Origin of the sequence: Psychrobacter fozii (genome assembly GCF_003217155.1) — a bacterium.
Taxonomy (GTDB): Bacteria; Pseudomonadota; Gammaproteobacteria; order Pseudomonadales; family Moraxellaceae; genus Psychrobacter; species Psychrobacter fozii.
The window spans coordinates 199,387-224,938 of sequence record NZ_QJSU01000004.1 but is presented as its reverse complement, the minus strand read 5'-3'; the positions used below and the strand labels follow the sequence as shown (position 1 = coordinate 224,938).

Sequence of the window (25,552 nt, the reverse complement as noted above, 5' to 3'; positions counted from 1 at the left end):
AAGCTTTGCACATCCGAAAAATCCTAACAGCCACACAAATGCACATTAAGCACTCATTCTCTGAGTGTTAAAGAATTCACATAAGATAATTCAAAGAGGTAAGAATGTTAGTTAAATTGCTACGAGAAGGTCTAGGACGAATTATTGCTGGTATAAGTGTCATGACTCAAGGTAATGCTATGAAACGTACTGAAGAAGATCAAGCTCTTGTTAATAAGGCTGGTGAAAGTTTATCGTTGTACCAATTTCAATCTTGTCCTTTTTGCGTAAAAGTACGTCGTCAAATTCATAAGTTGAATGTACCTATTGAGCTTCGAGATGCAAAAAATAATGCACAATTTCGCAATGAGCTGGCTGAAAATGGTGGGCGAATAAAAGTGCCTTGTTTACGTATTCAAGAAAACAACGATGTTCAATGGATGTATGAATCTAATGATATCAATGCTTACTTGCAACAGCGTTTTGGCTAGGGCGTGTCCTCAACTCGAACAACAACTGTTAAAACGGCTAAAGTATGAGCACTGAAAACATGGATATCGAAAGCGAAACCGCTAACCAAGCTAACCCAATAGAAATCATCTATGAAGATGAGCATCTAGTAGCGATTAATAAAGAAGCTGGTCTACTGGTGCATCGCAGTTGGCTGGATAAAGGCGAGACGCGCTTTGCTATGCAACTTACCCGTGATGCAGTCGGCTGTCATGTGTTTCCAGTGCATCGGTTAGATAAGCCTACATCAGGTGTGTTGTTGTTTGCTAAGAGCCCAGCCGTGGCGCGCAGCCTTACTGAGGCGTTTACGGCACACGAAGTGACCAAGCAATATTTAGCCGTGGTGCGCGGCTTTATGTCAGAGCAGGGCAGCGTTGATTATGCGTTGAGCTTTAAGCCTGATGCCATCGCTGACAAGTTTGCCAATTTGGACAAACCCGCTCAAGAGGCGGTGACTCATTGGCAGAGTTTGGCACAAATTGAGCTGCCGTTTGCAGTGTCAAAAAAGCATGACACTAGCCGTTATAGTCTCATGCGCTTGACACCAGAGACTGGGCGTAAACACCAGCTGCGTCGGCACATGAGACATTTATTCCATCACATTGTAGGTGATACCAGCCACGGTGATATACGTCACACACGATTTTTCCGTACTCAATATGACTGTACGCGCATGCTGCTGCATGCTCAAACGTTAGCGCTCAGCCATCCGGTCACTGGCGAGCCGTTATTGCTAAAAGCAGGATTAGACGATCAATGGATGCGTATCATGGAAGAATTTGGTTGGGTAAGTAGCGCTGAAGATTGAGCAACATAAAGTTGAGGGGTTATTTTCGATAATCCCTTTATCTTGTCTGAAAAGGTTTAATATTCTCTATCTTGCATTTAATTGTTGATACTTATTACAACCATCTTGATTCCCATTGTCGCAAGATTTACCAAACCATTCTTTAGCAGTTTCAGAATTCTGACGCACGCCTAAGCCTGCGTCATACATCAACCCAAGATTGTATTGAGCCTTAGCATCGCCCTGATTCGCTACTTTTTCATACCACACAGCCGCTTTCGCATAATCCTGGCGTAAGCCCTCGCCTTTGAGATACATCACTCCAAGGTTATATTGAGCCTCAGGAATTCCTTGATCCGCAGATTTTTTATACCACTCGGCTGCTTTTTCAGAATCCTGACGCACGCCTAAGCCCTTGTCATACATCACTCCAAGGTTATATTGAGCATCAGCATACCCTTGATTAGCCGATTTTTTATACCATTCAATGGCTTTCGCAGAATCCTGATGCACACCTTGGCCATGGTCGTACATCATTCCAAGGTTATATTGAGCCTTAGCATTATCTTGATCAGCCGCTTTTTTATACCACGCAGCTGCTTTAGCATAATCCTGATGCACACCTTGGCCATTGTAGTACATCACTCCAAGGTTATATTGAGCATCAGCATACCCTTGATTAGCCGATTTTTTATACCACGCAGCTGCTTTAGCATCATCCTGATGCATGCCTTGGCCGTTGTTGTACAGTATTCCAAGGCTATATTGAGCATCGGCTGATACTTAACAATAGATAACAAAATCATTTTAAATAAATACGGCTCTAAACTTGATGACACTGATACATTTGCCTAGAAATAATACCGTTTTCTATGGAGGTGCATGAAAGAAGTCGAATACCAAGTCACCTGCAATAAATCGCCAAGACAGGTGTGGTTTGATTATTATCTTCAGGCTGCGTAACTAAAATTTCGGGAGTTTCCCAAGTTTATGTGTCCGGATTGACGGATGGGCTCAAAACCTCTTATCAGGTGTCCTAAATTAGTTGACCACTACACCCCAACTTACTCTTCATTCAGACCTTTATGTTGCACTGCTAGTTGAATCCACGACTTGTTCCATAATCCAAAATAGGAATTAAATAATCAGATTTATTTAATTCCAAATATAAGCCTTTTTATTATTGCCAAAAAACATTTGCTCCCATAATCCTTCTTGTTCAATTACTTGCACCTTTCCATCTTTTTCAATTGTTAGAATTACCTTACCTAGTGTTCTTATATACGTTGGGTTAGCCCCCATCATTTTTGCCATTGTTCTTTTTGCAAAGGAAAGAGAGCTAAGAAGACTATCCACAGCAATATCCTTCTCTCGTATAAATTCTACTTTATATACCGTACCGTCATCAGACTCTTGAATATAAGTTAGGCTATTATCATAGAACTTACCTGTCACTGGGTGTTGTATCGTGTCGCCTCTAATAACAACTGTTTTACTTTGGTCAAATTCGAAAATAACACCATCTTTTGCAAGCATAAACTGAGATATCTGAGTGAATCCTGTCTCTTCTTTCGAGATAATATCACTGGCAATGATATTGTATTCTCCAACTTTAGCTCGCCCCCAATACCAATGATTAATAATTTTATCCATTGAGATATTTCCCCAATTATGATCATGGTATCCCGTGCCTTTAAGCTCTTTAGTAACACCATCAACGGTTAAATTAGCGGTAATATCTGATGAAGGCTGTGCAACAAACCATGCCATAAAGTTCTCTTTTTTATCGTCAAAGTAGGCATATCCTGTATCGGGTCTCCACATAGGAAGAGTGGATTTCATAAAAGCACTAAATTCTACTGAGCCATCATTAAAATACAACTGATAGTCTCCATCTACATATTTTAAATAAGAGTCTCCAACGCTAACGTCTCCTTTTTCTTTTGAGGCATTAATTAAAGTCCCTTCTGGCTCATTTACACTTCTTTTTACCTCAGTTCCATCAGGGTAGGTAATCGTTAATTTTACGTTTGGATTAGAAGGGCCTGATATATCAAAACCACTCGTTGTATAGAATGCGGCAACGACTGTTATTCCATCGTTTAATTCCATATCAACATACCACCACTCATATGAGCCAGATTTCCCATCTGTTCTCATACCGTCTTCCCATATGGCCGTCTCACCTTCTTTAATGCCTAACTTTTCATACATTTCTGCTGATTTCGCTTGTCCTGCAAACTCATGAACGCCATCATTTATTGGTTCTGACGTGCATGCCGTTAAAAAAGCAACTACACAAAAAATTGTTATCGTTTTAAAAACTTTATTTTTAAACATTTCATTTTCTTCTATTACGTTAGATGACGTTGCGGTAAAACACTTATAAGTGTCTACCTAATTTGCTTATAAACAGATCTTTGCCTTTAAGTTTACCAGTAACCCAATTACCCAATAATATTCCGGCACAATATTATGATTATGCCGGAATAGTTTATCTACCTTAATAGTAAAGCTTATTAGCCTAATTTTTTTTCATGTTTTTATTGCTTAAAACTTTTACTGTACCTAGAACAGTAACAAAAAACATTGTGAATATAGAAACCAATGCCAAAGATCCAAGTAAATCCTTAGTCCACCATTGATGACCATCCAATGTCGTAATTAAAGTATTTTCATTAAAGATATAGGTTGTTATGAACTCAACAGCAATAACGCCATACATTAAAATAGGTTGTAACCAATGGTTTCTGTCATATATTGATATTGCTTCTTCAGGAAACTTCTCACTTTGTGATCTTTGATACAGTGCAAAAATCTGAAATATTGTGAACACACATAGGAACCATCCTAGAAAATTACTAAAAGGAACTCCAAAAAATACACCGCCATTTTCCCATGTCCATGCTTTTAACATAGTGGCTCTATGTGGATCCATTGAAAGATCCCACATTACCATAAGGAATGATGCTATCAGTGGAACTGTATATACTGAAGAATCTTTAAGTTTAGCATCAAACTTATCTAGTAACACATGTGCTACTGTCCATGTTAGGTACCCCACTGCAAAATATGAAGGCATTATCTGAATTGGAACAAGCCATATCTTTTGTCCAAGAAATGCAGAATAGTCATAACTCCCAAATGGGAAGCCCGTCAGAATACTAATCGTTTCATAAGTCCAACTTACAACACAAGTAATGATAAAAAATATTAGAAACTTTTTAAGACCATATTTGTGTATTCCGTGAACACATGCAAATACGAACAATACAATCGTTGTATAAAAAGGCGTTAATGGGCCAAGTAAGCCATCACCAGTACTTCCGAGAATGAAGTTTAGTACAGCAAGTAAGGCTATACACATCCACATGGTTTGTTGTTGAAATTTTGTGTTTATCATTGTTGAATTTCCAACCTATCAATTTTAATCTTCCAAACCAAAGAGTTTACGATATTTACTAATGAATAAATCTTTGCCTTTGATAGCACTCGTTATCCAGTTTCCAAACGTACCAATAACCAAAAATGAATTGCCTTTTTTAGGACCTAGCGGTAGAAATAACGGAGATTTTCCGTCTTTCCATGGTTCATAAGGTTTAATTTCTGCTAGTTGCTGTTCTGCTGCTAGTGCTTTGAACGTTTTGCTTAGCCAAGGCACCTGTCGGCCAACAGCTACAATCGTCATTGCATCACCCCCACTCGCCACATCACCTGCTGCAAATACATTAGCAAAAGAAGAAGGGCGTAAGTAGTTATCGACTTTCACTCTTCCAGATTTCTCTATATTAATGTTAGGTAGTCTGGCTAATATGTCAGATACAGCATGTGAACCAACGGCTGGAATGATCAAATCTGCAATGACAGTCGTCCCATCTGACAATTCAAGAGTGCCTGAATAGGGATCTGTTAAACTCTCAAGGTTATTCACTCGCACACCAAATTTTACATCAACACCAGCGTCATTAAGTTTTGATGTAAGTTCAGCACCAAACTTCGGTGGCATTTGTAGAAACAGGCTCGCCTCGCTAGAGATTAACGTGACGTGTTTGTCAGGCATGCCATAGCTGATTTCACCCGCCATTTCCGAGCCAACCGTACCAGCGCCGACAATAGCAACAGACGATGCTGCTTTTAACTTGGCATGTAAACCTGTAATGACAGCACGGAAGTCATCGATACTATCGCCCGCAGGTTTGAATGCAGCGCCATTAGTGGAGCCCGTCGAGATCACGATATAGTCAGCATCGACCCGTATGCCATCCATTAATGTGACACCGCTTTCATCGACACTAGTTACCTTGCCGTGCAACACCTTACCTACTGAAAGAAGATTATCGTAAGGCATTAAAGCTCGATCCAACAGCGTTGGGTTAACTATGGCACGTATCATCGCGGGTGCATGAACGAAGGCTTTTCGTTGCTCTATGAGCGTAACATCTAGATGATTTTCTAATGATTTGGCCAGTTCAGCGCCTAAATAGCCGCCACCGACTATTATAATTTTCTTTGTCATTCTTGATATCTCTTATTTTTTTGGGTAAACAATTTCATGCAAACCTTCTGACAGATAGGTCTGGGTGACACCATCACGAGTAACGATGAGTTCTTCCTTAGCTATGTAACGATAAGCATCTTCTCCGGGCATAAACTGTCCTGGCTCAACCATTACTAATTCTTTAAGGTCGATATTGACGATATAGCTTAAATCGCCTTTTGAGCCTGTCAGCGTCAAGCTTTTTGAGAAGGTGTAACCCATCGTTTGTTCTGTCATGGTGTCATTAATGACTGCCGTGGCCTGAACGTTCTCTGGGTCTGTTATCGACTCAGAAGGAGATATGATGAGATTTTCACGGTCAGTGACCAATGCGCCGGTCTGCAATATAGTGTCATCAAAATTCATAATGACTGAATAATCAACGGAGATATCAGGTGAATGCACTTTTCCCCAGTACCAGTTTTTTACCATGCCTGCTAGGCTTTTTTCACCCCAGTTATGATCGTGATAGCCAGTGCCTTTTACTTGGATGGTTTCGCCATCCTTATAAAGCTCACCTTCTATATCACCAGAAGGAACTGCAACCGTCCAAGGCATAGGCGTGTCGGTACCTTCAGAGGTATACGGGTGATTACCTTTGTTGAGCGTTAACTTAGCTCCATAACCATCAATCATGGTATAGAACTCCAAATAGTCGCCACAGTCTTTGCAGTACTCTTCTTCACCAAAGGTCACATCGCATTTTTCATAACTCGTTGTGACATCTGCTTCTGTGTATGTTCTTATTCTAGCGATTTCAGATTGCCCCTTAGGGTAGATGTTTAATCTAATAGAAGGCTGCCTTGGTTTTAACCGAGTGTCATTTAGCGAGTACATAACGACAAGGTAGTCGCCATTATCAAAATGGGCGTCGAAGTACCACCACTCCATGTGTTCTTCTCGATTGGTTACTGGGAAATCGATATGTGTTGCGTCTGCTTTAATATAATCCGTCATTTACGAACCTCTTTTAAGTAGGAATTTTACCTAGAAATATCTTTTGGTTAATGAGTGTGGTTCATCGCTTTTAACTAAGGCTGTTTTTGTCACTAAAGAGCATTAAAACATAGTCAACATGTCGCTCTATAACCTCATCAGAAAAAGCATCTTCGCCTGATAATCGTTCGAACTCAGGTGCAAAAGTGAAGATAGAGGTCGCAGCACCAATAAACAAATACCGTATGTGCAGACCATTACCTTGCGGAATCAATCCCAACTCTTGAGCTTGACGCAAAATACTTAATTCAGCTTCAGACCCTGACGTCAGGAATCGATCGGCCAGCCAGTTCAATCGCTCAGAACCATTTTGATTTGCCTGCACCATGAACCGATTAAAATCTGGAACGATGGCGCAAAACTCTATGAAGTTTCTGAGGAGTACACGAATCATGGCATGAGGTTCTATTCCTTTCAGTGCCATAATCCGTTCTTTAGATAGCCTATCGTATCTTTCAAAAACCCATTCCGCTGTGGCCTTCCAAAGTGCTTCCTTACTTCCAAAATGATGAGAAATAAGGGTGTGATTCACACCTGCTTGGCTAGCAATCACTCGGACAGAGACACCTTCAAAACCTGAAGACGCGAACTCAGATAATGCCGCCTCAAGAATTTTTAACTTAGTCTCTTGGGATCGCTCTTGTTCGGAGCGTTTTTTTATTTGCTTCTCATTTTTAGTGTTCATAGTTACCTCAAGATGACCAACTCACTAAACTAAACGATTGGTTAATATATATTACTTCGAAAAATAAAGTTTTAGAATCAACGGTCTATAACATCTAGTTCCAGCCTCATCCAGAAAACTACCTGTTCTTGGTGATCGGTTAATGCACTCCAAAGAGCGTCTTCACTGATGATGGAACACCTATTATCTGCGCAATCAACCATCAGGTTGCCTTCATGACCGTCTCTCCACTGCTCACTTTGGTAGTAAGTTTGTAGCTCAGACAATAATGTACAGGCTGCCACCCATTTTTTCTGCGCACCTTTTATCTATTCATGTAGCTCATGCTAACGCTCATATTTTTTTGTAGCGCTTGGGCATCAAAAACATTCATTACATTACTCCAGCTTATAATTATAAAAAAACCAATGAAACCGCTCAGATATATTCATAGCAGCGTCATTGGTTGTATTTTATTAAAAGCTAATATGTTAGCCAAATACTTTCATACGATCTTCAACGGGCTGGAACTCTTTGTTGCCTGCTGGCTGCTCAATAGCACCGAACACCATTTGCGCATTCAACTCCCAATCATCAGCAATATTCCATGCCTCAGTAACTTTCTGATCGATGACAGGATTATAATGCTGTAAGTTGGCACCGATATTAATACTTGCCAATGCCGTCCAAATCACATATTGATGCATAGCACTGGTTTGATGTGCCCAGATTGGGAATTTATCCGCATACAAAGGTGCTGCTTCTTGCATGTTTCTCACAACGCCTTTGTCCTCGAAGAACAATACTGTACCCGCACCCGCTCTAAAGCCTGCGATTTTATCTTTAGTACCTTGGAACTTCTCGTCATCACCGACGATAGCCTTAAGTGTCTCTTCAGTGATGTCCCATAATTTTTTATGATCCTCACCGAATAACACCACGATACGTGCCGACTGTGAGTTAAAAGCGGATGGCGTATGCAAGACTGCATGCTCAACCAGTTTAACCACTTCATCGTTAGAAACAGGCAGCTGATCGCTTAGTGCATAGATAGAACGGCGCTTTTCGGCTAGTTGTTGTAAGTCTTTTAAATTTGACATAATTTTCTCCAGTGATTATTTATGAGTCTAAGAACTAAGTTATACAGCTAAATGGTAATCAACCTTTAAAGCTTTGATGTGATTCAGGCGCTGGCAGACGTTGCATGTCAGAGTCGACATTACCAAAACGCTTATGACCGTTATTCCAATCGACAATTGATCTCTTGCTTATTATCCGCGACGAAGTTCCACCAGAGCTATACCATACTGATAGCACGCGCCGCACCACCAGTGTCTGGAAAGATGCTTTGTTCCGTGCTCAGACCCATACCTACGGTCATGACACTGACTTGGTTATTAGTAGTGACTTACTTGTTACTTGAGCTATTTTTATGCAAAATATTACCTTGTGGATTAATCTCAACTCACTAAACTAAACGATTGGTTAATATAAATCAAGTAAATTAAACTAATGTACAATTTAAAAAAAGTTATACAAATTGTATAGATGTGCACGGTATACCCCAAGGGAACCAGCTATTTCACCCTTCAAACCTATTAACAGACTACTCAAAACAGACTGGTATAATGGAACCACTCAAAACAGACTAACGCCATTAGCAGAGCTCTTTAGAATTTTAGCGTCATCTATGCAGATAATTAGATTCACTAGCTGCCGCTAGTCGGTATAAATGTTTATAAGAAGAACGACACAGTATGGTGCTTTTACTTAACCAAACACTTGCCATAATATCCAAAACAACCCTGCCATAACGACAGCGATAACCAGCAACCGTTTTACCCAATAAGGCAGTAATGGTTTTTTATATCCTAAGTCATCAAGCTGACTCTCTACACCATCTTGCAGGTTCTTAAACGATTTACCTGTCTTATTGACTTTGAGACGATTTTTGACCAATTTATCAGATTTATCTTCCGTTTCTGGTTCTCTATCAAAACTAATAGCCTGACTGGGTATGCCTTGTTTATTTGCGATAGTATTGAGCTTCTGCTGCTGTTTTACCTTTAGCTGTGTCTCATAAGCATCAATCCGTATCTTGGCTTCATCCATGCTGATGTTTTCGTCAGATGCCAATGTTTTGATGGCCATCACCAGATTGTTTTTTTCAATCATGATGGTGATTTCTTTTGGCAGCTTTGTATTGACTGGTTTTGAGCTAGGATCGGCGTTAAACATGGTTGTCCTTATTGCGACGTAAAAATATAAATATAGTGTTGCGTTTATTATAGCTGCTTTACAGACGTAATATTCAAGCAAAAAAATACCGCAATCATGATCATGACTGCGGTATTTTAATATCTATCTTTATCAGCATTTCTGCCAATCTTTGATAAATTATAGATCTTTCCAGCGTTGGATAGATTTTTTGATCACTTCTTTGGCTTCTGCAACATCATCCCAAGACTCAACCACTGTGCTACCTGGTTTTTTCAGGTCTTTATAATGACTGAAGTGGTACTCTAACTGGTTGATTAGCTGTTTTGGTAAATCAGCTAGGCTGTTGTAAGCATTGCCTGTGTCACGGTCGTCAGCAGGTACGACAACGATTTTGTCATCCACTTCGCCATCATCAACGAACTTCATGACACCGATCACTTTGGCTTTTAAGAAAATGCCTGTCGGTAATGGTTGCTCAGTAAGCAATAATACATCTAACTCATCGCCATCTTCGTCAAGCGTTTGTGGGATAAAGCCATAGTTGCAAGGCTTAGCAAAAATCTGTGGGTCAATACGATCAAGCTCAAATACGGCTAGTTCGCGATTCCATTCGATTTTGTGGCTGCTACCAGCTGGAATTTCTACTACTACGTTGATGATGCCGCCATCTACGTCGCCTGCGTCTAGAATTTTATTAAAATCAGCCATAAACTGCTCCAGTTCTATTTTGTTTTAAATATTTGAATAGTATATAGGGGTTGGGCTGCAATATTGTCATATCATCGCTGCACCAATTGTACCGACAGCGATTATAGCAAGTTTGCTACAAATTTTCTCATATTGCTTAAGTCTAAGGGCGCAAGAGATTATGCAAAAAAGGATTATACAAAAATGAACTCAAAGCATTTATTTGGGTGCGAGTGCTCGTAACTCAATCAGTCCAGCATGGCGTTTGGCAATATTATCAATCAGCTTCTGAGTTACTTGCTCATAGCTTAAAGCGTTGCTTATCTGTTGAGTATCTTGTGCACTTGGCGCTTTCTGCATGGTTACAAAGTCAGACAGTCGCAACATTTGCATGCCAGCATAACCGCAAGGATTGATGGCGTTAAATGCTGACAGATCACAATTTAAATTGACAGCGATACCATGGTAGCTAAAGCCGTGTTTAATCTTAAAGCCCAGCGAGGCCATTTTGCCTAGCATGATTTTATCATCATCAGGTGTGTCGTTGATTTGCATATCGGCATGGCTATCTGGTTCAGGCATATCCGCATATAAGTAAACACCGGGTGCATCGCGACGTGCGTGGGCGCTGATATTGTCACTCTTCGAGACATCTGAGTCTTGTAAGCATTCGTTCATCACATCTTCGATAGCTTGTTCTGCATGTGAGACTAAGTTGCGCACACTCCAGCCCAAGCTGTGTAAGTCGAATAACCAATAAACAACCAGTTGCCCGTGTCCGTGCCAAGTGACTTGACCACCGCGATCAGTCTTGATAATTGGGGTGTCAGTGCGCTGTAATATGTGCTCTTCTTTGCCTGCCTGCCCTAAAGTATAGACGTCATTGTGATCGACAATCCATAATTCATCAGGTGTGCGTACACCTTGCTCTTTTTTTAAGGCAATACGCTCAAGCGTACGCTCAAGCATTGCATCATGGGTCGGATTATAGTCGGCTGCTGATAGATATTTAGTGATAAATGTTTCATTGAGCGGTTGCGTGATATTTTCCATGAGAGTAACAGTCTTATTGTTTCTGGTTTAAAAGTTTGAATTATTAATATTTTGGAGGTGTCGTTTCTTGATATGAAGTGTAGCAGTTTTTCAGATTGCCACCCAAGGTTATATTTTATGCCTGTGTAAAAACTGCCTCAGTACACTGTACCTTTATAAATTGAGACTTTGTAAATTCCGCCTCTGTAAAACTCATAAAGGCCAGCTGTGTACAGACGCAGTAGTCAACTGAATCTGCTGTTCATTGGCTATCGACTAGGCTACATTAGAATGTAATGAATGGAGGCTCACGATTATTTGTCGTTTAGAGGTTGCCATTGCCGCAATCCCTTGACTAGAAATATAGAGTCTGTGACCCAATATAAAAGCTATAACCCAAGATAGTATAGTGACGCCAAGACATATAACAAGGAAGCTAAATGACAGATAACAACCAAAATACTAGCGAGCAGACTGCAATCGATACCAGTCTAGTCACACAAGGAGCGCCTAAAATGCTTAGTACCGCCAATACTATTGATGAGATGCACGCACAGTTTGCACATCTGCAAGCACTAAGCCGGACGAAGCCAATCAATGATTGGGCAACTCGTGAGACGCAACTCGACAACTTAGAGATCATGCTCAGCGATAATCAAGTCAGTTTTGCTAAGGCAATCAATGCAGATTTTGGTTATCGTAGTGAGTCGGAGACGCAGTTTGCCGAGCTGTTTCCGAGCTTTACGGGTATCAGCCATGCCAAAAAACATGGCAAAAAATGGATGAAAACTCAGCGTGCTTCTATTTCAGCCTTGTATATGCCAGCTCACAACGAAATCCAGCCGCAGCCACTAGGTGTCGTCGGTATCATGGTGCCTTGGAACTACCCGTTGTTTTTGGCAGTAGGGCCGTTGATTGATGCGTTGACGGCGGGCAATCGGGTGATGATTAAAATGAGTGAAGCAGCACCGCAATTTGCCCAAGCATTTGCGGATGCGGTTGCGCGGTATTTTTCTCCAGACATGGTCTGTGTGGTTTTAGGCGAGGTCGATATCGCTGCTGCATTTAGCTCGTTACCGTTTGATCACCTGCTTTATACAGGGTCAACGGCAGTGGGCAAAAAAGTCATGGCAGCGGCTGCTCCTAATTTGACGCCAGTCACGCTTGAGCTTGGTGGTAAGTCTCCCGTGGTTGTATTGGATGATGCCAATCTAGAGTCTGTGGTCAATCGAGTGATGATGGGCAAGACATTAAATGCTGGTCAAACCTGTATTGCCCCTGACTATGTGTTGATTCAACGTCAATATCATGAGCAGTTCATCAGTTTGGCAAAAGCGTGGATGGAAAAACACTATCCTAATATTGAAAACAATCCAGATTATTCGCGCATCATCAATGGTGACCAGTTTAAACGAGTCAAAGGCTATCTTGATTCGTTGTCAGGTAACGAGATACGTCCGCTTACTGCTGTTGAGGCCAATATCGAAACGCGTTTAATGCCGCCAGTGATTGTGAGTGAGCCTGCACCTGATAGTGCCGTTATGCAAAATGAGATTTTTGCACCGATACTGCCATTGATGCATTACGAGACGCTTGATGATGCGATTGCGTTTGTGAATGCACGTCCACGACCGTTAGCCTTATACATTTTCGGTGAGAACTATGGTGGTATCGAAAAAGTGCGTAATAACACGGTCTCTGGCGGTCTGTGTATCAATGAAGTTCTGATACATGTGGCCCAGCATGATCTGCCGTTTGGCGGTGTCGGTGAATCAGGTACTGGTGTTTACCATGGCAAAGCGGGATTCGAGCGTTTAAGTCATATGAAACCCGTGTTTATACAATCGAAGCTCAACGGTCTGAATCTGTTATTACCGCCTTATGGTGGATTGTTCAAAAAGGCTATGGCACTGTTTTTGAAATAGTATTTTGAAGTAGTGATATATTCAAGTTTGAAATAGCGATGCTTTTAATATTACTGTGTTTAAGCAGCTGTTTTGACTATGTCAGGGTCATATCATTGATATGCTAAACAGACAATATGATAAGAAATAGCATTTACTTAGGTAAGTGCTATTTTTTTGTCAAAAATATGAGTAGATTGATAAGGTTTAATCGCTATTCTTCATACTATTAGCAGAGTGACAATGGAGCTGAATAACCAAAAAATAAGCATTTGTCATCAGTCTGATAAGTCGCTACACTTTGTTATAAGTCTAGACAGAAGTATCGTATCATCGCTCTAGTACCGTATCAATTATTAATAGGACACCCCATGCGCCAATGGATTGCGTTAAGTTTACTCTGTATGAGCGTGCTGTTACTGCCGATATCGGCGTCAGCAGCTTGCGAGTCGCCGATTAAATTTGGCGCGTTGACATGGGAGAGTGGTCAGTTTACCTCAGGGGTGCTCAAGTACATCGCTGAAGAGGGTTACGGTTGTACAGTCGAAGAGGTACCAGGGGCAGGTCCTGCGCTTGATACGGCGTTGTCACAAAATGATATCCAAGTCATTGGGGAGCAGTGGGTTGGTCGCTCACCAATCATGGAGAAGGCCGTTGAGCAGAATAAGGTAGCAATCATTGGTGATACGCTTAAGGGCGGCGCAACCCAAGGTTGGTATGTTCCTGACTATGTATTAGAAGAAAATCCAGGTCTACGCAGTTATCAGGATCTGCCTAAACACGCTGAGCTGTTTAAAGATCCTGAAGACCCTAGCAAGTCTCGTTTTATGAACTGTCCCTCTGGTTGGACGTGTGAGATATTCAATACACGATTGCTAAAAACCACAGGTCTAGACAGTACCTTCAACAATGCTCATCCTGGTACAGGTGCTGCGCTTGATGCCGAAATTTCTTCTGCCTTTGAGCAGCATAAGCCACTCTTATTTTACTACTGGCAGCCTACTGGCCTGATGGCAAAGTATGATTTCGCGCCATTAGCGTTTCCTGCCCATAACGACGCCTGTTGGCAGGATTTGTTACTAGCAGATGGTGCTATGGATTGTGTCTCTGGATTCCCTGTATCGCCTTTAGGTATTGCAGTCTCTACGCCATTTATTGAGTCTAATCCTGAGCTGGCGGATGTCTTCAAAAAAATACAGTTTACTTCTGATGAGCTCAATGGCGCTATCTTAGAAATGAGTGAAAGCAAACGTAGCGGAGACGAGCAAGCATTGGTGTTTTTGCGTGAGAACCCGAATGTTTGGCAAGCGTGGTTGTCCGATGAGGCTGCTACCAATCTTGCGGCGAAGTTAGGTATCAGCTTAACAGGCGATGCTATCGACAGTACGGCTGTTAATAATAACTCTGCCAGTGATAACCAGCTCGGCCTCGCATCAAGCTTCCCCTCATGGTCACTTGAGACACCGCTTAATAATATATTGGCAAGTGTCGTCCAAAATTACGGTGACGTATTTCGCAGCATCAGTACGATGGCATTAACCTATTTATTGCTACCGATTGAGCGCCTATTAACAGCCATTCCACCATGGTTGATTATTGCGTTTGTCACGGTGCTGGGCTGGTTTGGTGTGCGTAAGGTTTGGTTTGCGCTGGCATGCGGTGCAGGGCTGTTCCTCATTGGTGCATTTGGACTATGGGGTGCGTTGATTGATACTTTTGCCTTGCTCATCGTGTCAGTATTGGTCACAGTGGTGATTGGTATTCCTATTGGTATTGCGATGGCTGGCAGTAAGCTGCTGCGCAAGATTGTGACACCGATACTGGATGTCATGCAGACCATGCCAAGCTTTGTTTATCTCATACCAGTGCTCATGTTATTTGGGATTGGTAAAGTGCCTGCATTGTTTGCCACCATTATTTATGCACTGCCACCATTAATTCGTCTGACGACATTAGGGATTACGCAAGTCAATCATGAGATGGTAGAGGCGGGGCGCTCATTTGGTAGCACACATTTGCAGTTACTTATTTGGATTAAATTGCCACAAGCATTGCCTAGTATCATGGCAGGCGTCAATCAAGCGGTGATGATGTCTCTATCTATGGTGGTCCTCGCTTCTATGATTGGCGCGCCTGGTCTTGGTGAAGATGTTTTGCAATCTATTCAAACCCTCAATATCGGTCAAGGCTTACAAGCAGGTACGGCGATTGTCATCGTGGCTATTATTATTGACCGTATTACTCAGGCATTTGGTCAAGGCAAACGTGCCCGTCAAAAAACGATTGACGCGAGCAGACACTCGATTGGTTAATGGTTTGGTCGACTATAAAAGAAAGTAAGCTGACATTTGAATATGAGAGTTTGAAGATGAACGTTTGAATGGGCTAACAATGAAGATACGCCTCAATAAAAAATACCAATAGCGAGAACCGCAATGAATCATATCCGGCTAGAAAATATCAGTAAGATTTATAATGCTAGCAGTACGCAAGCAAAGTCTGTGATGGCATTATTGGCTGAAGGCATGGATAGTGCTGCGGTAAAACAGCAAACGGGCTATTCGGTTGGGCTGTATGATATTAATTTAGACGTTAAAGCGGGCGAGCTACACTGTATTATGGGGCTGTCAGGATCCGGTAAATCAACCTTGATACGGCATATCAACCGTCTAATTGATCCAACCAGTGGCAAGATATGGGTTGATACGAGTATCGATACGCAGACCACTATCACAGATGCCGATGAACCTGCAGCTACACAAAAACCATCTGCGGCTATCAATGTATTAGAGCTGAATGATCAGGATCTGCAACACTATCGCCAACAAACTGTCAGTATGGTCTTTCAGCACTTTGGCCTCGTGCCGCATATGACAGTTATGCAAAACGTCGCTTACGGTTTACGTGTGCGAAAAATGAGTACCGAAGAGCGCCACGAGGTCGCGCGGCATTGGCTAAATGAGGTGGGGTTACCTAATCTGGAGCATAGCTATCCGGATGAGTTGTCAGGGGGCATGCAGCAGCGTGTGGGTCTGGCGCGTGCTTTGGCCACTGATAATCCAATCTTACTGATGGATGAGGCGTTCTCTGCACTTGATCCACTCATTCGTGCTCAATTGCAAGACCAACTACTTGAGCTACAAGAGCGGTTACATAAGACTATTGTCTTTATCACTCATGGCATAGATGAAGCGGTCAAAGTTGGTCAGCGTATCAGTATCTTGAATGGCGGACGCTTAGTACAAACGGGCACACCCAATGATTTACGCCACAATCCGGCGGATGACTATGTCGCACAGTTTATGCGTGCTAAAGCGTAAAGCGTGTTCAGTATTTATTGATAGGTTTGTGCGATATTTAAATGGAAGATGTGAGTAATCGTAGTAATTCTGCTGCAATTAATCGCGAACTCTGAAATAAACGGCAAACTTCGTTATACTTGACGGCTTGTTAATGATTCCTCATCTTTTCTTATTCGCATATGATGTCGCTTTGAGTATTGGGTGGCGTTTATTTCTTATTTTTGTGTTTTTTAAGGCCATAGCATGACCGCTACCTATGCACCTATTATTACCTCGTTACTTGATAATGACTTATATAAATTTACGATGTTACAAGCTATGCTGCATCAGTTTCCACAGACGCATGGTGTCTATCGTTTTCGCTGCCGTAATAATCAAGATGCCCTCTATCCATTGGCTGATATTAAAGAGCAGTTAGAGAGGCAATTAGACAGTTTGTGCGAGCTGCGATTTTTAGAAGATGAGTTGGAATATTTGCGCGGTTTACGCTTTATGCGTTCAGATTTCGTCGATTATCTAGAACTGTTTAAGCTGAAACGTCGCTTTATCACTGTCAGTATCGATGAAGAAGGTCGCTTGATTATCGATATTGAAGGGCCGATGATTCAAGCGATGTTTTTTGAAGTATTCGTCTTAGCCATTGTTAATGAACTATATTTTGATGCATTATCAAGTGACATTGTGATTGAAGAAGGTCAGCGTAGGCTCGATGAAAAAGTTGTTTTATTGCATCAATATGCAGCAGAACAGACAAAAGAAAACGGTGATACACCACCGTTTATTGTTGCTGATTTTGGTACTCGTAGGCGGTTTAGCAAAGCGTGGCAAGCGCATGTGGTGCAGACGTTACATCACGCTGAACCAAAAATCGTTAGTGGCACATCAAACGTATATCTGGCAAAGAAATTAGGCATGACGCCAATCGGCACTATGGCGCATGAGTTTATGCAGGCATTTCAGGCATTGGATGTGCGTTTGCGTGATTCACAAAAAGCTGCGCTTGAAGCATGGGTACATGAGTATCGTGGTGATTTGGGTATTGCATTGACCGATGTCGTTGGGATGGATGCATTCTTACGTGATTTTGATTTATATTTTGCCAAGCTGTTTGACGGATTACGTCATGATAGTGGTGATCCCTATATTTGGGGTGATAAGGCGATTGCTCATTATGAGAAATTGAAGATAGATCCCAAAACTAAAATACTCACCTTTAGTGATGGTTTGAATCTTGACAAGGCTTGGGAGCTGCATCAATATTTCAAAGGTCGCATTAGAACCAGCTTTGGCATTGGCACCAATCTGACCAATGATATGGGAATCACACCGATTAATATCGTGCTGAAATTGGTTGAGTGTAACGGTCAGCCAGTGGCTAAACTCTCTGATAGCCCAGGCAAGACCATGATCAATAATGACACGTATCTTGCCTATTTGCGCCAAGTCTTTGAGGTGGATGAGCCAGAGTAAGTGTAACTTAGCTGTCTACTTCATCAGATTTAACGTCTTCAGCAAAGGCGGCATCTAGTGCTTGTTGTACCGCATTGATGCGGGTCTCACAAACGCGATAAGCCGCAATGGACTCTTCAACCGTTGTCATCAAGTTATCAATGTCAGGCTCGTCCTGCTGCTGTAATTCAGCCGCATTGGTTTTTAGAATATCATAAGCCGCCTTAAAGGTTTTTGGGGCGGCTTTTTTGCGTCGGCGAGTAGGGGTAGTCATAAAGTTTCCTAATTTTTAAAGGTAAGATAAGTAGATGGGTAATCGTTAGATATTATTATGTGGTTAAGTTGGAATGTCTGAGGTTTCCGTCGCTTTTTGATCCGTACTGACATCAATAATCTGCGCTTTTGCCTTACCGTCTTTTAGGACGATATGCACAGTTTGCTCAGGAGATAGCTGGGTGCTACTGGTCAGTATCTTTTTTTCTTTTGTGTCAGTCAGCATGGTATAGCCTTGCTTGAGCACACGAGACGGTCGATGCAGTAGCACAATGTCACGTAGATGCTCACTGTCACGTTGTGCTTGTATGACTTGTTGCTGAGCATTTTGCATGACAGATTTCTGATGATTCTGACTATAAGTAGCAGCCGTTACTAATTGCTGCTCAGCAGAGGTTTGTGTTTGTACGCGTAGCTCACTTGTCAGTCTGATGGCTTGCTTTACTTGGCGCTGTGCGCTTTGTTGAATATTGCGCCATGCATAATCGCTGTCTTTCCGTAGGGCGGTCAGTTGCCCAATCGTTTGTGACTGTATTTGGCTCAATTGGCGTGCGGTTTGTTGCTCGGCGGTATTCAATTGACGCTGAGCAGCTTGCTTGATTTGCGCTTGATATTGTAGTGTCTGAGAGACCAGTTGCGCCAAATGACTGCCAATCGCAGCGATAACTTTTGAGGGTGTGTCAAAGCTGGTATGCGCGACTTCATCTAAGATGACTTTGTCACGCTCATGCCCAATGCCCACCCACACAGGGACAGGCTGCTCAGCGACTAAAGCGGCCAGCTCATAATCATTGAGATAGGCCAGATCACCAACGGCACCGCCACCACGAATAATGACTAATAAATCTGGTAGTCGCTGATATGTGTCGTAAAATTGCTGCTGAGCGCTGACGATGGCTTGACGGATTTCGGCAGGCGCATGATTGCCTTGAAAGGTGGCGTTATGATAATGGAAATGACAAGCACCCGTACTTGCTAAGCGATCAGCATCTGCCTGAAAATCACCCAGTCCAGCGGCCTTTTCAGGAGCGATGACCAGCACATGCTCGATATCAAACGGGATAGGCAATTGCTGATTGAGGTGTAATAACCCTTCGCCTGTCAAACGGTCGACCATCTCCGCATATTGTCGTGCCAGATCACCTAGCGTATAGCTAGGATCGATGTCTTCAATGGTGAGCGAGAAGCCATATTGCGCATGAAAACCTGCCGATACTTTTAATAAAACCGTCAAATCACGATCTAGTGGCATACCGGTTGCGCGCTCAAACTTTGCTAAGACACGTGCCGCTTTAAAGCGCCAAAGGTTACCACGGCAGCTAGCAATAACTTTGCCATCGTCATCTTTTTCTGCCAATTCAAAATAGTAATGACCACCTTTACTCGACAGATTACGGATTTCAGCTTTTACCCATACACGGTGATTAAAGGTTTGTTTGATAACCATATCAACCGCCGATAAATAATCGCTCAGACGCAATACGGTATCTTCTAAATTGACCTCAAGGTTGTTTGCTTGCTCAGCCAACTCGGCTTCTAACGTCGCCAAATCTTTAGCAGGCGTTATTACCTTCGCTTGTTTGATACTTGAAAGATTGGGTTTGCGCATAAATAGTAGACCGAAGAAGATGAAAGCTTAAAAGCGAGTTGTTTATTGGTTTTTTATAGACCGATAACTTATAGATTGACTAGAAGCTATTGAGTATTGAATAGGGTAGTTTACCCCAAAAGCGTACACACAAAAAGAGAAGCCAACAAGTCTGCGATAAGAATAATATATTAATCGCAGACTTGTTGGCTAAATGCTAAACAGCAATCTTTTTCTGAAGGATATTGATATTATTGGCAGCGGAAATTAATCATGTACTCATAATCGTCGTCACGTGATAACTCTGGCGAGCCTGTACCAAAAATTGAACCGACGACTGCACCCACTTGCCCAACCATACGGCCAGTGCGTTCATCTAAAATGCCGTTATAAGTTACTTTGTCATCGACGATAATGACTTGCTTACTTCGGCAAGTTTTTTGCGCGCTGTCTATCGCATTCTGCTGTGCTTTGACTTTGGTATCGGCGATGCCCGTTGTCTCATAAATAGAGTTGGCGCGCTGGATAACGGGTGACGAAGGCGTACTTTGGCAAGCACTCAAAGCGAGTACAGCAGCCATAGTCGCGGTTAAGGTAGCAGTTTTAGTGGCGGTGTTATTAAAAGTATTCATAAATAATTCCTGATTTGTATAAACAACACGTCGTGGCTATGAGTGAAGCTTTATGAATGTAACCTATCTATATATGAAGTGTCTAGACGGTTATTGTGTGCTGTATTACAGCGATATTGCCGATGAATATTGCGCTAGGTATCAATCAGTGTAAAGCCTAAAAAACAGCAATATTTTAAAACGGTAGACAACCTTTATTGACCTAAAATAAAACAAGTCGCATCCGTACACAGCAAATCACTTGAAATAAAAACCATATCTAGGATAATTGAGGCATTCATTTTTTATTAATAAGTAATACTATGCAATTGATTCCTGCTCCTGCTGGCGTGCTAGAAGTTGACGCACTGTGGCAACAAGACAATCCTAATGATCCAAATACTGATACCGTGGCACTGCTTTGCCATCCAAATCCGCTATTCGACGGTACGATGAATAATAAAGTCGTTACGACCATGTATCGTTTTGCCCGTGACAATGGGATGCATGTGGTGCGTTTTAACTTTCGCGGTGTAGGGCAGTCCACCGGCGAGCATGATTATGCTGAAGGCGAAGTGGTGGATGCAATGACCGTGCTACAATGGATTGCTGAGCAGACCAATGCTCGCAAGTTATGGCTGGGTGGTTTTTCTTTTGGTGGTTATGTGACAGCGCGTGTGGCTGAGCAAGTGATTGAGGCTTCCCATATATGGGGACTAAGTGACTTTGAGGTGTCAAACATTGCGCTGATCGCACCATCAGTTGAAAAAAATGATAGCAGCGATATTAGCCTACCTGCTGATAAAACCTTTGAGATTTATGGCAATGCGGATGAAGTCATCGACCCTAATAATATGCAAGAATTTGCTGATCGACTGGGTATTCCTGTGAGCATCGTAGACGGAGCAGGTCACTTTTTTCACGGACGCTTGTCAGAATTGAAAGGTTTGCTAGAAAAACACAGCATTTAAAGGTTTTACTTGAATGTGGTCAGGTAAAATTTATCTGTTATTTTAATATTTATTTAGGGTGTGTCATCAATTAGATTGTGAGGCTTAAAATGAGAAAAATTGTAGCTAAACAAGGAAGAAATTGCCGTTAATATGCACATATTGACAAAATTTCTAACGATGTTGAGCAAAATTTAGCCATTTTAAGACCACTAAATGTATTCATGTACTAATTGATGACACGCCCTAGCCTAATGATGAGTCGTATTATGAGTTTATCTCCATTGCAACGTTACGAGCAAGCCGTCAGTACAGATGAGTTTACTCAAGATGAGCAACAATTCAAGGCCATGAGCTATCTTGATGAGATACATCATCAGCTCGTCAATAGTGTGCCACAAAAGAAAAGTTTTTTTAGCTTTTTAAAAGCCAAGCCCGTAGCACCCACAGGCCTATATATGTGGGGCGGTGTAGGTCGTGGCAAAACATGGATGATGGATATGTTCTATGATTCATTGACCATTGACCGCAAGATGCGCCTGCATTTTCATCATTTTATGCAACGTGTGCATCAAGAGCTACACAAGCTACAAGGCGAGAGTGACCCCTTAGAGAAAGTGGCTGATATTATCTATGAAGAGGCGGTCATCATTTGTTTTGATGAGTTTTTTGTCTCTAACGTCTCTGATGCCATGATTTTGGGCGACTTGTTTACCATGCTGTTCAATCGTGGTATCACGTTGGTCGCCACCTCGAATATCGAGCCGTCGGGGTTATATAAAGATGGTTTGCATCGTGACCGTTTTATGCCGGCTATTGCTGAAGTTGAACGCCATACGGCGGTGATGAATATCGACTCCGGTATTGACTATCGTCTGCGCGTGTTACAACAGGCTGAGTTATATGAGTCGCCGATGACCAAAGCCAACCACCATTGGTTAGCCAACCGTTTTGCCAGTTTGTCTAATAATCAGAAAATTAGTAATGAGCCAATCACTATTAATGGACGAGAAATAAAAATCAATGCTCGCACCGAAGATATTCTATTTTGCGACTTCCGTCATTTGTGCATGGAACCACGCTCAGCATCTGATTTTATTGAAATCGCTAAGCAGTTCAATACGGTGTTAGTCAATGCTGTGCCTGCATTAGAGGATGACACTTACCGTGATCCAACACGTCGTTTTATTTATCTGGTCGATGAGTTTTATGATCGCCGTGTAAAACTTTTGGTGCGAGCAGAGCAATCTATTTTGGAGTTGTATCAAGGAGAGAAGCTAGCGTTTGAGATTGAGCGTACACGTTCACGCTTGCTTGAGATGCAGTCAGAAGATTATTTGCGCATGGAGCATCGTGTCGAAGTTACACCAGCATAAAAGCAGCAGTTTTTTAGATAAAAATAATAATTAAGGAACGATAATGACCACATCTAACAACAATGATAAAAAACTGTCTATCAAAGACGTAACCACTGACAGTATGCCGATTACCAGTGAAGAAATGATTGGCTGGATCAATTCAAGACGTAGTATGGGGAATCTGGATGCACCAGCACCCACTCATGCACAGGTTGAAACAGCGATCGGATGTGCGGCAACAGCACCAGACCACAAGAAACTACAACCATGGCGTTTTATCGTCACTGAAAGCGATGCTCGTCATGAGCTAGGCAATGCTTTAGCAGAAGCTGCCCAAGCGAAAGCGGTACAAGAAGGAGAAGAGCTGTCTAAAAAAGACATTGAAAAGGCTCATAATATGCCTTTACGTGCGCCTATGATTATTACTGTCGTTACTAAAATACAAGCGCACAAAAAAGTCCCACCTTTTGAGCAAATGCTAAGTGCTGGTGCTGCTGTTCAAAATCTTATTTTGGCACTAAAAGCACAAGGATTTAGTACCGTGTGGCGTACTGGATTGTTATGTAACGAACCAGCTGTCAAAGCCTACTTTGATGTTGGTCTAGATGATTATGTCACGGCTTTTGTTTATACTGGGACCAGTCCTAAAGACGAGGCACCACGTAAAGCTATTGATATCGAGTCGCTAGTACGATTTGAGTCATAGCGCCTCTGAGCCTCATCTATTTAGTCAAAAAAGCCAGATAGCCTCAGCACCCAAAATGCCTAAGTCATGATACGTTCTATTAATAATAAGTCAGTCAACATGGATAAAAGAATATGACCAGCCCCAATAATAGCCATAAAAAAACCAGTCACGAAAATAGCGAAACAGATAAGAATACGCCAGAAAAGCAAAACAGTCTGCTGGCAGGTATCATCGAGCGTGCAACCAAATCAGGTATTGGCCGTAAAAAGCTAAATCCTAGTGCGGTAGAGTCCGCAGTGGCAAAAAACATGGCGGATATTCACAGTAATCCTACCAAGCTGCGTTTGGCATTTTTAGGTGGTGGCAGTTTTGGTACGGCAATGGCAAATTTGGCGGCCCGCAATGGCTGTGATACAACGCTATGGGTACGTAATAAACGCACCGTAAAAGCGATGGTAAAGACTCAAACCAATAAAAAATATTTACCAGGTTATAAGCTTGATGATCGCCTCAAATACAGCCATGATTTGGCGGCAAGCGTCAAAGACAAAGACATTATTTTTATTGCTGTACCGGGTTTGGCATTTCGAGAAACCTTAAAAAATATTGCGCCATTTATCAGTGGACAGTCTATTGTGTCATTGACCAAAGGGATGGAGAAGGACACCTTTGCAATGATGAGCGACATTATTAAAGAGGTTTTGCCAGAAGTGAATTTTGGTGTCATGTCAGGGCCAAACCTTGCAATAGAAATCATGAAAAACATGCCGTCTGCTACAGTCATCGCTAGTGAATCTGAGCCACTACGCCATGCAGTACAAGCCGCACTACACAGTGCGTTCTTTCGAGTGTTTGCTAGTGATGATGTCAAAGGTGTGGAGCTGGGCGGTGCGCTCAAAAACATCTATGCGATCGCAATGGGTATGGCAGCGGCTTACGATGTCGGCGAAAACACCAAAGCGATGATATTGACTCGTGCCTTAGCAGAAATGAGTCGTTTTGGTGTGGAAGCGGGTGCAAATCCACTGACGTTTTTAGGGTTGTCTGGCGTTGGCGATTTATACGCCACTTGTAGCTCAGAGTTGAGTCGTAATTACCGTATCGGTAATATGCTTGGCCGTGGTATGAGCATCGATGCAGCAGTGAAAAAACTCGGTCAGACGGCTGAAGGGGTCAACACCATTCAGCAAGTGCATGAGAAAGCCACCAAAGAAGGCATTTATATGCCTATTACGCATGCGCTATATGCGGTTATTTATGAAGATAAAGCAGCATTGGGTGTGGCGTTACATCTCATGGAAGCAGGATTCCGCAGTGATGTCGAATTTGTCATGGCACATGACCACAGCAATGCGGCACTTACCGCGCAAATGAAGACGTCAAGCGACAGCACTGCTGATGAAAGTGGTGATACTGATAGTAAGTAAAAACCCCAATGTTAACTGATGACGTTGTTTTAAGAATGATGATTCTACAAACAACGCCATCATGACAGTACATCAAGGAAGGTTATGAAAATTATACTCGTTCGTCACGGTCAAGCAGAAGATGAATCGCGCCCAGACAGCGTGCGTCAGTTAACGGATTTTGGTCAACAGCAAGCCATACAAACGGCAGAGTATGTGACGACTCATTACAATCCCGATTACTTTGTCGTCAGCCCTTACGACAGAGCGCAGCAGACACTAGCAGAATTTCAGTCGAGAGCATCTACAGTACCATCGGTCGTATTAAAAAACATTACTCCTTCTGATGATGCGCGTCAGGCTCTCATAGATTTGGCTAATATTGAAGCTGAATGTCTGGTCGTCGTGTGTCATATGTCTATCGTTGCTTATATCGCTGGTCTATTAACGGGTGATTATCCTGAATCGTTTTCTTTGGCAGAAGCCAGAGTATTTGAGATGGAGTTTGTGATGACTGGTATGGCAAATGAAATAGGGCGTTTTGTACCTGAGCAGCCATACTAAGCTCTTTACGCATGTATTTTTTTACAGTTATAAGTCAATTATTAATG

General features: G+C 42.2%; 26 protein-coding genes. 12 read left to right on the top strand and 14 right to left on the bottom strand.

The genetic code is table 11. From position 1 onward, the window contains the following. The first annotated feature begins 104 nt into the window (after positions 1-104). Together DFP82_RS07045 and truC are read left to right on the top strand one after the other, a co-directional pair. Positions 105-470: a glutaredoxin domain-containing protein gene (locus DFP82_RS07045; RefSeq protein WP_110923022.1), complete on the top strand. Its 366-nt coding sequence runs from the start codon at positions 105-107 to the stop codon at positions 468-470. A 59-nt stretch (positions 471-529) separates the two neighbouring features. After that, a complete protein-coding gene (truC, locus tag DFP82_RS07040) occupies positions 530-1,297 on the top strand; it encodes a tRNA pseudouridine(65) synthase TruC (RefSeq protein WP_110923102.1) in 768 nt (255 codons plus the stop codon). Positions 1,298-1,363: 66 nt separating this feature from the next. Here the strand turns inward: truC and DFP82_RS07035 are convergent, their stop codons facing one another. From DFP82_RS07035 to DFP82_RS07000, 8 genes are all read right to left on the bottom strand, one after another. After that, complete coding sequence (locus DFP82_RS07035; RefSeq protein WP_197100237.1) at positions 1,364-2,005, bottom strand: tetratricopeptide repeat protein; 642 nt, start codon at positions 2,003-2,005, stop codon at positions 1,364-1,366. Positions 2,006-2,431: 426 nt separating this feature from the next. Next, complete coding sequence (locus DFP82_RS07030) at positions 2,432-3,616, bottom strand: hypothetical protein (protein WP_110923021.1); 1,185 nt, start codon at positions 3,614-3,616, stop codon at positions 2,432-2,434. Positions 3,617-3,800: 184 nt separating this feature from the next. After that, on the bottom strand, positions 3,801-4,679 hold the full coding sequence (locus DFP82_RS07025; protein ID WP_110923020.1) for a carotenoid biosynthesis protein: 879 nt from the start codon (positions 4,677-4,679) through the stop codon (positions 3,801-3,803). A gap of 24 nt (positions 4,680-4,703) precedes the next feature. Further along, positions 4,704-5,792, bottom strand: coding sequence for an NAD(P)/FAD-dependent oxidoreductase (locus DFP82_RS07020; protein ID WP_110923019.1), 1,089 nt, complete (start codon positions 5,790-5,792; stop codon positions 4,704-4,706). A 12-nt stretch (positions 5,793-5,804) separates the two neighbouring features. After that, positions 5,805-6,770, bottom strand: coding sequence for a hypothetical protein (locus tag DFP82_RS07015; RefSeq protein ID WP_110923018.1), 966 nt, complete (start codon positions 6,768-6,770; stop codon positions 5,805-5,807). A gap of 70 nt (positions 6,771-6,840) precedes the next feature. After that, positions 6,841-7,494, bottom strand: coding sequence for a TetR/AcrR family transcriptional regulator (locus tag DFP82_RS07010; RefSeq protein WP_110923017.1), 654 nt, complete (start codon positions 7,492-7,494; stop codon positions 6,841-6,843). 77 nt (positions 7,495-7,571) lie between these two features. Then, complete coding sequence (locus DFP82_RS14940) at positions 7,572-7,778, bottom strand: DUF4298 domain-containing protein (RefSeq protein ID WP_181416264.1); 207 nt, start codon at positions 7,776-7,778, stop codon at positions 7,572-7,574. Between the two features lie 186 nt (positions 7,779-7,964). Then, the gene (locus DFP82_RS07000) at positions 7,965-8,573 is read right to left on the bottom strand and encodes a nitroreductase family protein (RefSeq protein ID WP_110923015.1); all 609 of its coding nucleotides are present in this window, start codon (positions 8,571-8,573) and stop codon (positions 7,965-7,967) included. A gap of 164 nt (positions 8,574-8,737) precedes the next feature. Here DFP82_RS07000 and DFP82_RS14700 point away from each other — a divergent pair, with 164 nt between their 5' ends. After that, a complete protein-coding gene (locus tag DFP82_RS14700; RefSeq protein ID WP_181416263.1) occupies positions 8,738-8,896 on the top strand; it encodes a hypothetical protein in 159 nt (52 codons plus the stop codon). Between the two features lie 347 nt (positions 8,897-9,243). Here the strand turns inward: DFP82_RS14700 and DFP82_RS06990 are convergent, their stop codons facing one another. The 3 genes from DFP82_RS06990 to lipB form a co-directional block, all read right to left on the bottom strand. After that, entirely contained in the window at positions 9,244-9,711 is a 468-nt protein-coding gene (locus DFP82_RS06990) for a hypothetical protein (protein ID WP_110923014.1), read from the bottom strand. Positions 9,712-9,870: 159 nt separating this feature from the next. Then, entirely contained in the window at positions 9,871-10,401 is a 531-nt protein-coding gene (locus DFP82_RS06985) for an inorganic diphosphatase (RefSeq protein ID WP_110923013.1), read from the bottom strand. A 198-nt stretch (positions 10,402-10,599) separates the two neighbouring features. Next, a complete protein-coding gene (gene lipB / locus DFP82_RS06980; RefSeq protein WP_110923012.1) occupies positions 10,600-11,433 on the bottom strand; it encodes a lipoyl(octanoyl) transferase LipB in 834 nt (277 codons plus the stop codon). A 419-nt stretch (positions 11,434-11,852) separates the two neighbouring features. On the opposite strand from lipB, the gene DFP82_RS06975 reads away from it, so the two are divergent. The 4 genes from DFP82_RS06975 (at position 11,853) to pncB (ending at position 18,088) form a co-directional block, all read left to right on the top strand. Next, entirely contained in the window at positions 11,853-13,337 is a 1,485-nt protein-coding gene (locus DFP82_RS06975) for a coniferyl aldehyde dehydrogenase (RefSeq protein WP_110923011.1), read from the top strand. A gap of 350 nt (positions 13,338-13,687) precedes the next feature. After that, complete coding sequence (locus DFP82_RS06970) at positions 13,688-15,628, top strand: glycine betaine ABC transporter substrate-binding protein (protein ID WP_110923010.1); 1,941 nt, start codon at positions 13,688-13,690, stop codon at positions 15,626-15,628. A gap of 123 nt (positions 15,629-15,751) precedes the next feature. Then, on the top strand, positions 15,752-16,636 hold the full coding sequence (locus DFP82_RS06965) for an ATP-binding cassette domain-containing protein (protein WP_110923009.1): 885 nt from the start codon (positions 15,752-15,754) through the stop codon (positions 16,634-16,636). Positions 16,637-16,861: 225 nt separating this feature from the next. After that, positions 16,862-18,088 (top strand): nicotinate phosphoribosyltransferase, encoded by a 1,227-nt coding sequence (gene pncB / locus DFP82_RS06960; protein ID WP_110923008.1) that lies wholly within the window; start codon positions 16,862-16,864, stop codon positions 18,086-18,088. Between the two features lie 7 nt (positions 18,089-18,095). Here the strand turns inward: pncB and xseB are convergent, their stop codons facing one another. The 3 genes from xseB to DFP82_RS06945 form a co-directional block, all read right to left on the bottom strand. After that, the gene (gene xseB, locus DFP82_RS06955; protein WP_110923007.1) at positions 18,096-18,341 is read right to left on the bottom strand and encodes an exodeoxyribonuclease VII small subunit; all 246 of its coding nucleotides are present in this window, start codon (positions 18,339-18,341) and stop codon (positions 18,096-18,098) included. 63 nt (positions 18,342-18,404) lie between these two features. Next, on the bottom strand, positions 18,405-19,949 hold the full coding sequence (gene xseA, locus DFP82_RS06950) for an exodeoxyribonuclease VII large subunit (protein WP_110923006.1): 1,545 nt from the start codon (positions 19,947-19,949) through the stop codon (positions 18,405-18,407). 230 nt (positions 19,950-20,179) lie between these two features. Then, positions 20,180-20,560, bottom strand: coding sequence for a hypothetical protein (locus DFP82_RS06945; RefSeq protein WP_110923005.1), 381 nt, complete (start codon positions 20,558-20,560; stop codon positions 20,180-20,182). A gap of 302 nt (positions 20,561-20,862) precedes the next feature. On the opposite strand from DFP82_RS06945, the gene DFP82_RS06940 reads away from it, so the two are divergent. The 5 genes from DFP82_RS06940 (at position 20,863) to DFP82_RS06920 (ending at position 25,505) form a co-directional block, all read left to right on the top strand. Then, positions 20,863-21,510: an alpha/beta hydrolase gene (locus DFP82_RS06940; RefSeq protein WP_110923004.1), complete on the top strand. Its 648-nt coding sequence runs from the start codon at positions 20,863-20,865 to the stop codon at positions 21,508-21,510. Between the two features lie 248 nt (positions 21,511-21,758). Next, entirely contained in the window at positions 21,759-22,865 is a 1,107-nt protein-coding gene (gene zapE / locus DFP82_RS06935; RefSeq protein WP_110923003.1) for a cell division protein ZapE, read from the top strand. Positions 22,866-22,908: 43 nt separating this feature from the next. Next, positions 22,909-23,553: a nitroreductase family protein gene (locus DFP82_RS06930; RefSeq protein WP_110923002.1), complete on the top strand. Its 645-nt coding sequence runs from the start codon at positions 22,909-22,911 to the stop codon at positions 23,551-23,553. A 113-nt stretch (positions 23,554-23,666) separates the two neighbouring features. After that, the gene (locus DFP82_RS06925) at positions 23,667-24,962 is read left to right on the top strand and encodes an NAD(P)H-dependent glycerol-3-phosphate dehydrogenase (RefSeq protein ID WP_110923001.1); all 1,296 of its coding nucleotides are present in this window, start codon (positions 23,667-23,669) and stop codon (positions 24,960-24,962) included. A gap of 84 nt (positions 24,963-25,046) precedes the next feature. Further along, the gene (locus DFP82_RS06920) at positions 25,047-25,505 is read left to right on the top strand and encodes a SixA phosphatase family protein (protein WP_110923000.1); all 459 of its coding nucleotides are present in this window, start codon (positions 25,047-25,049) and stop codon (positions 25,503-25,505) included. Positions 25,506-25,552 lie beyond the last annotated feature (47 nt).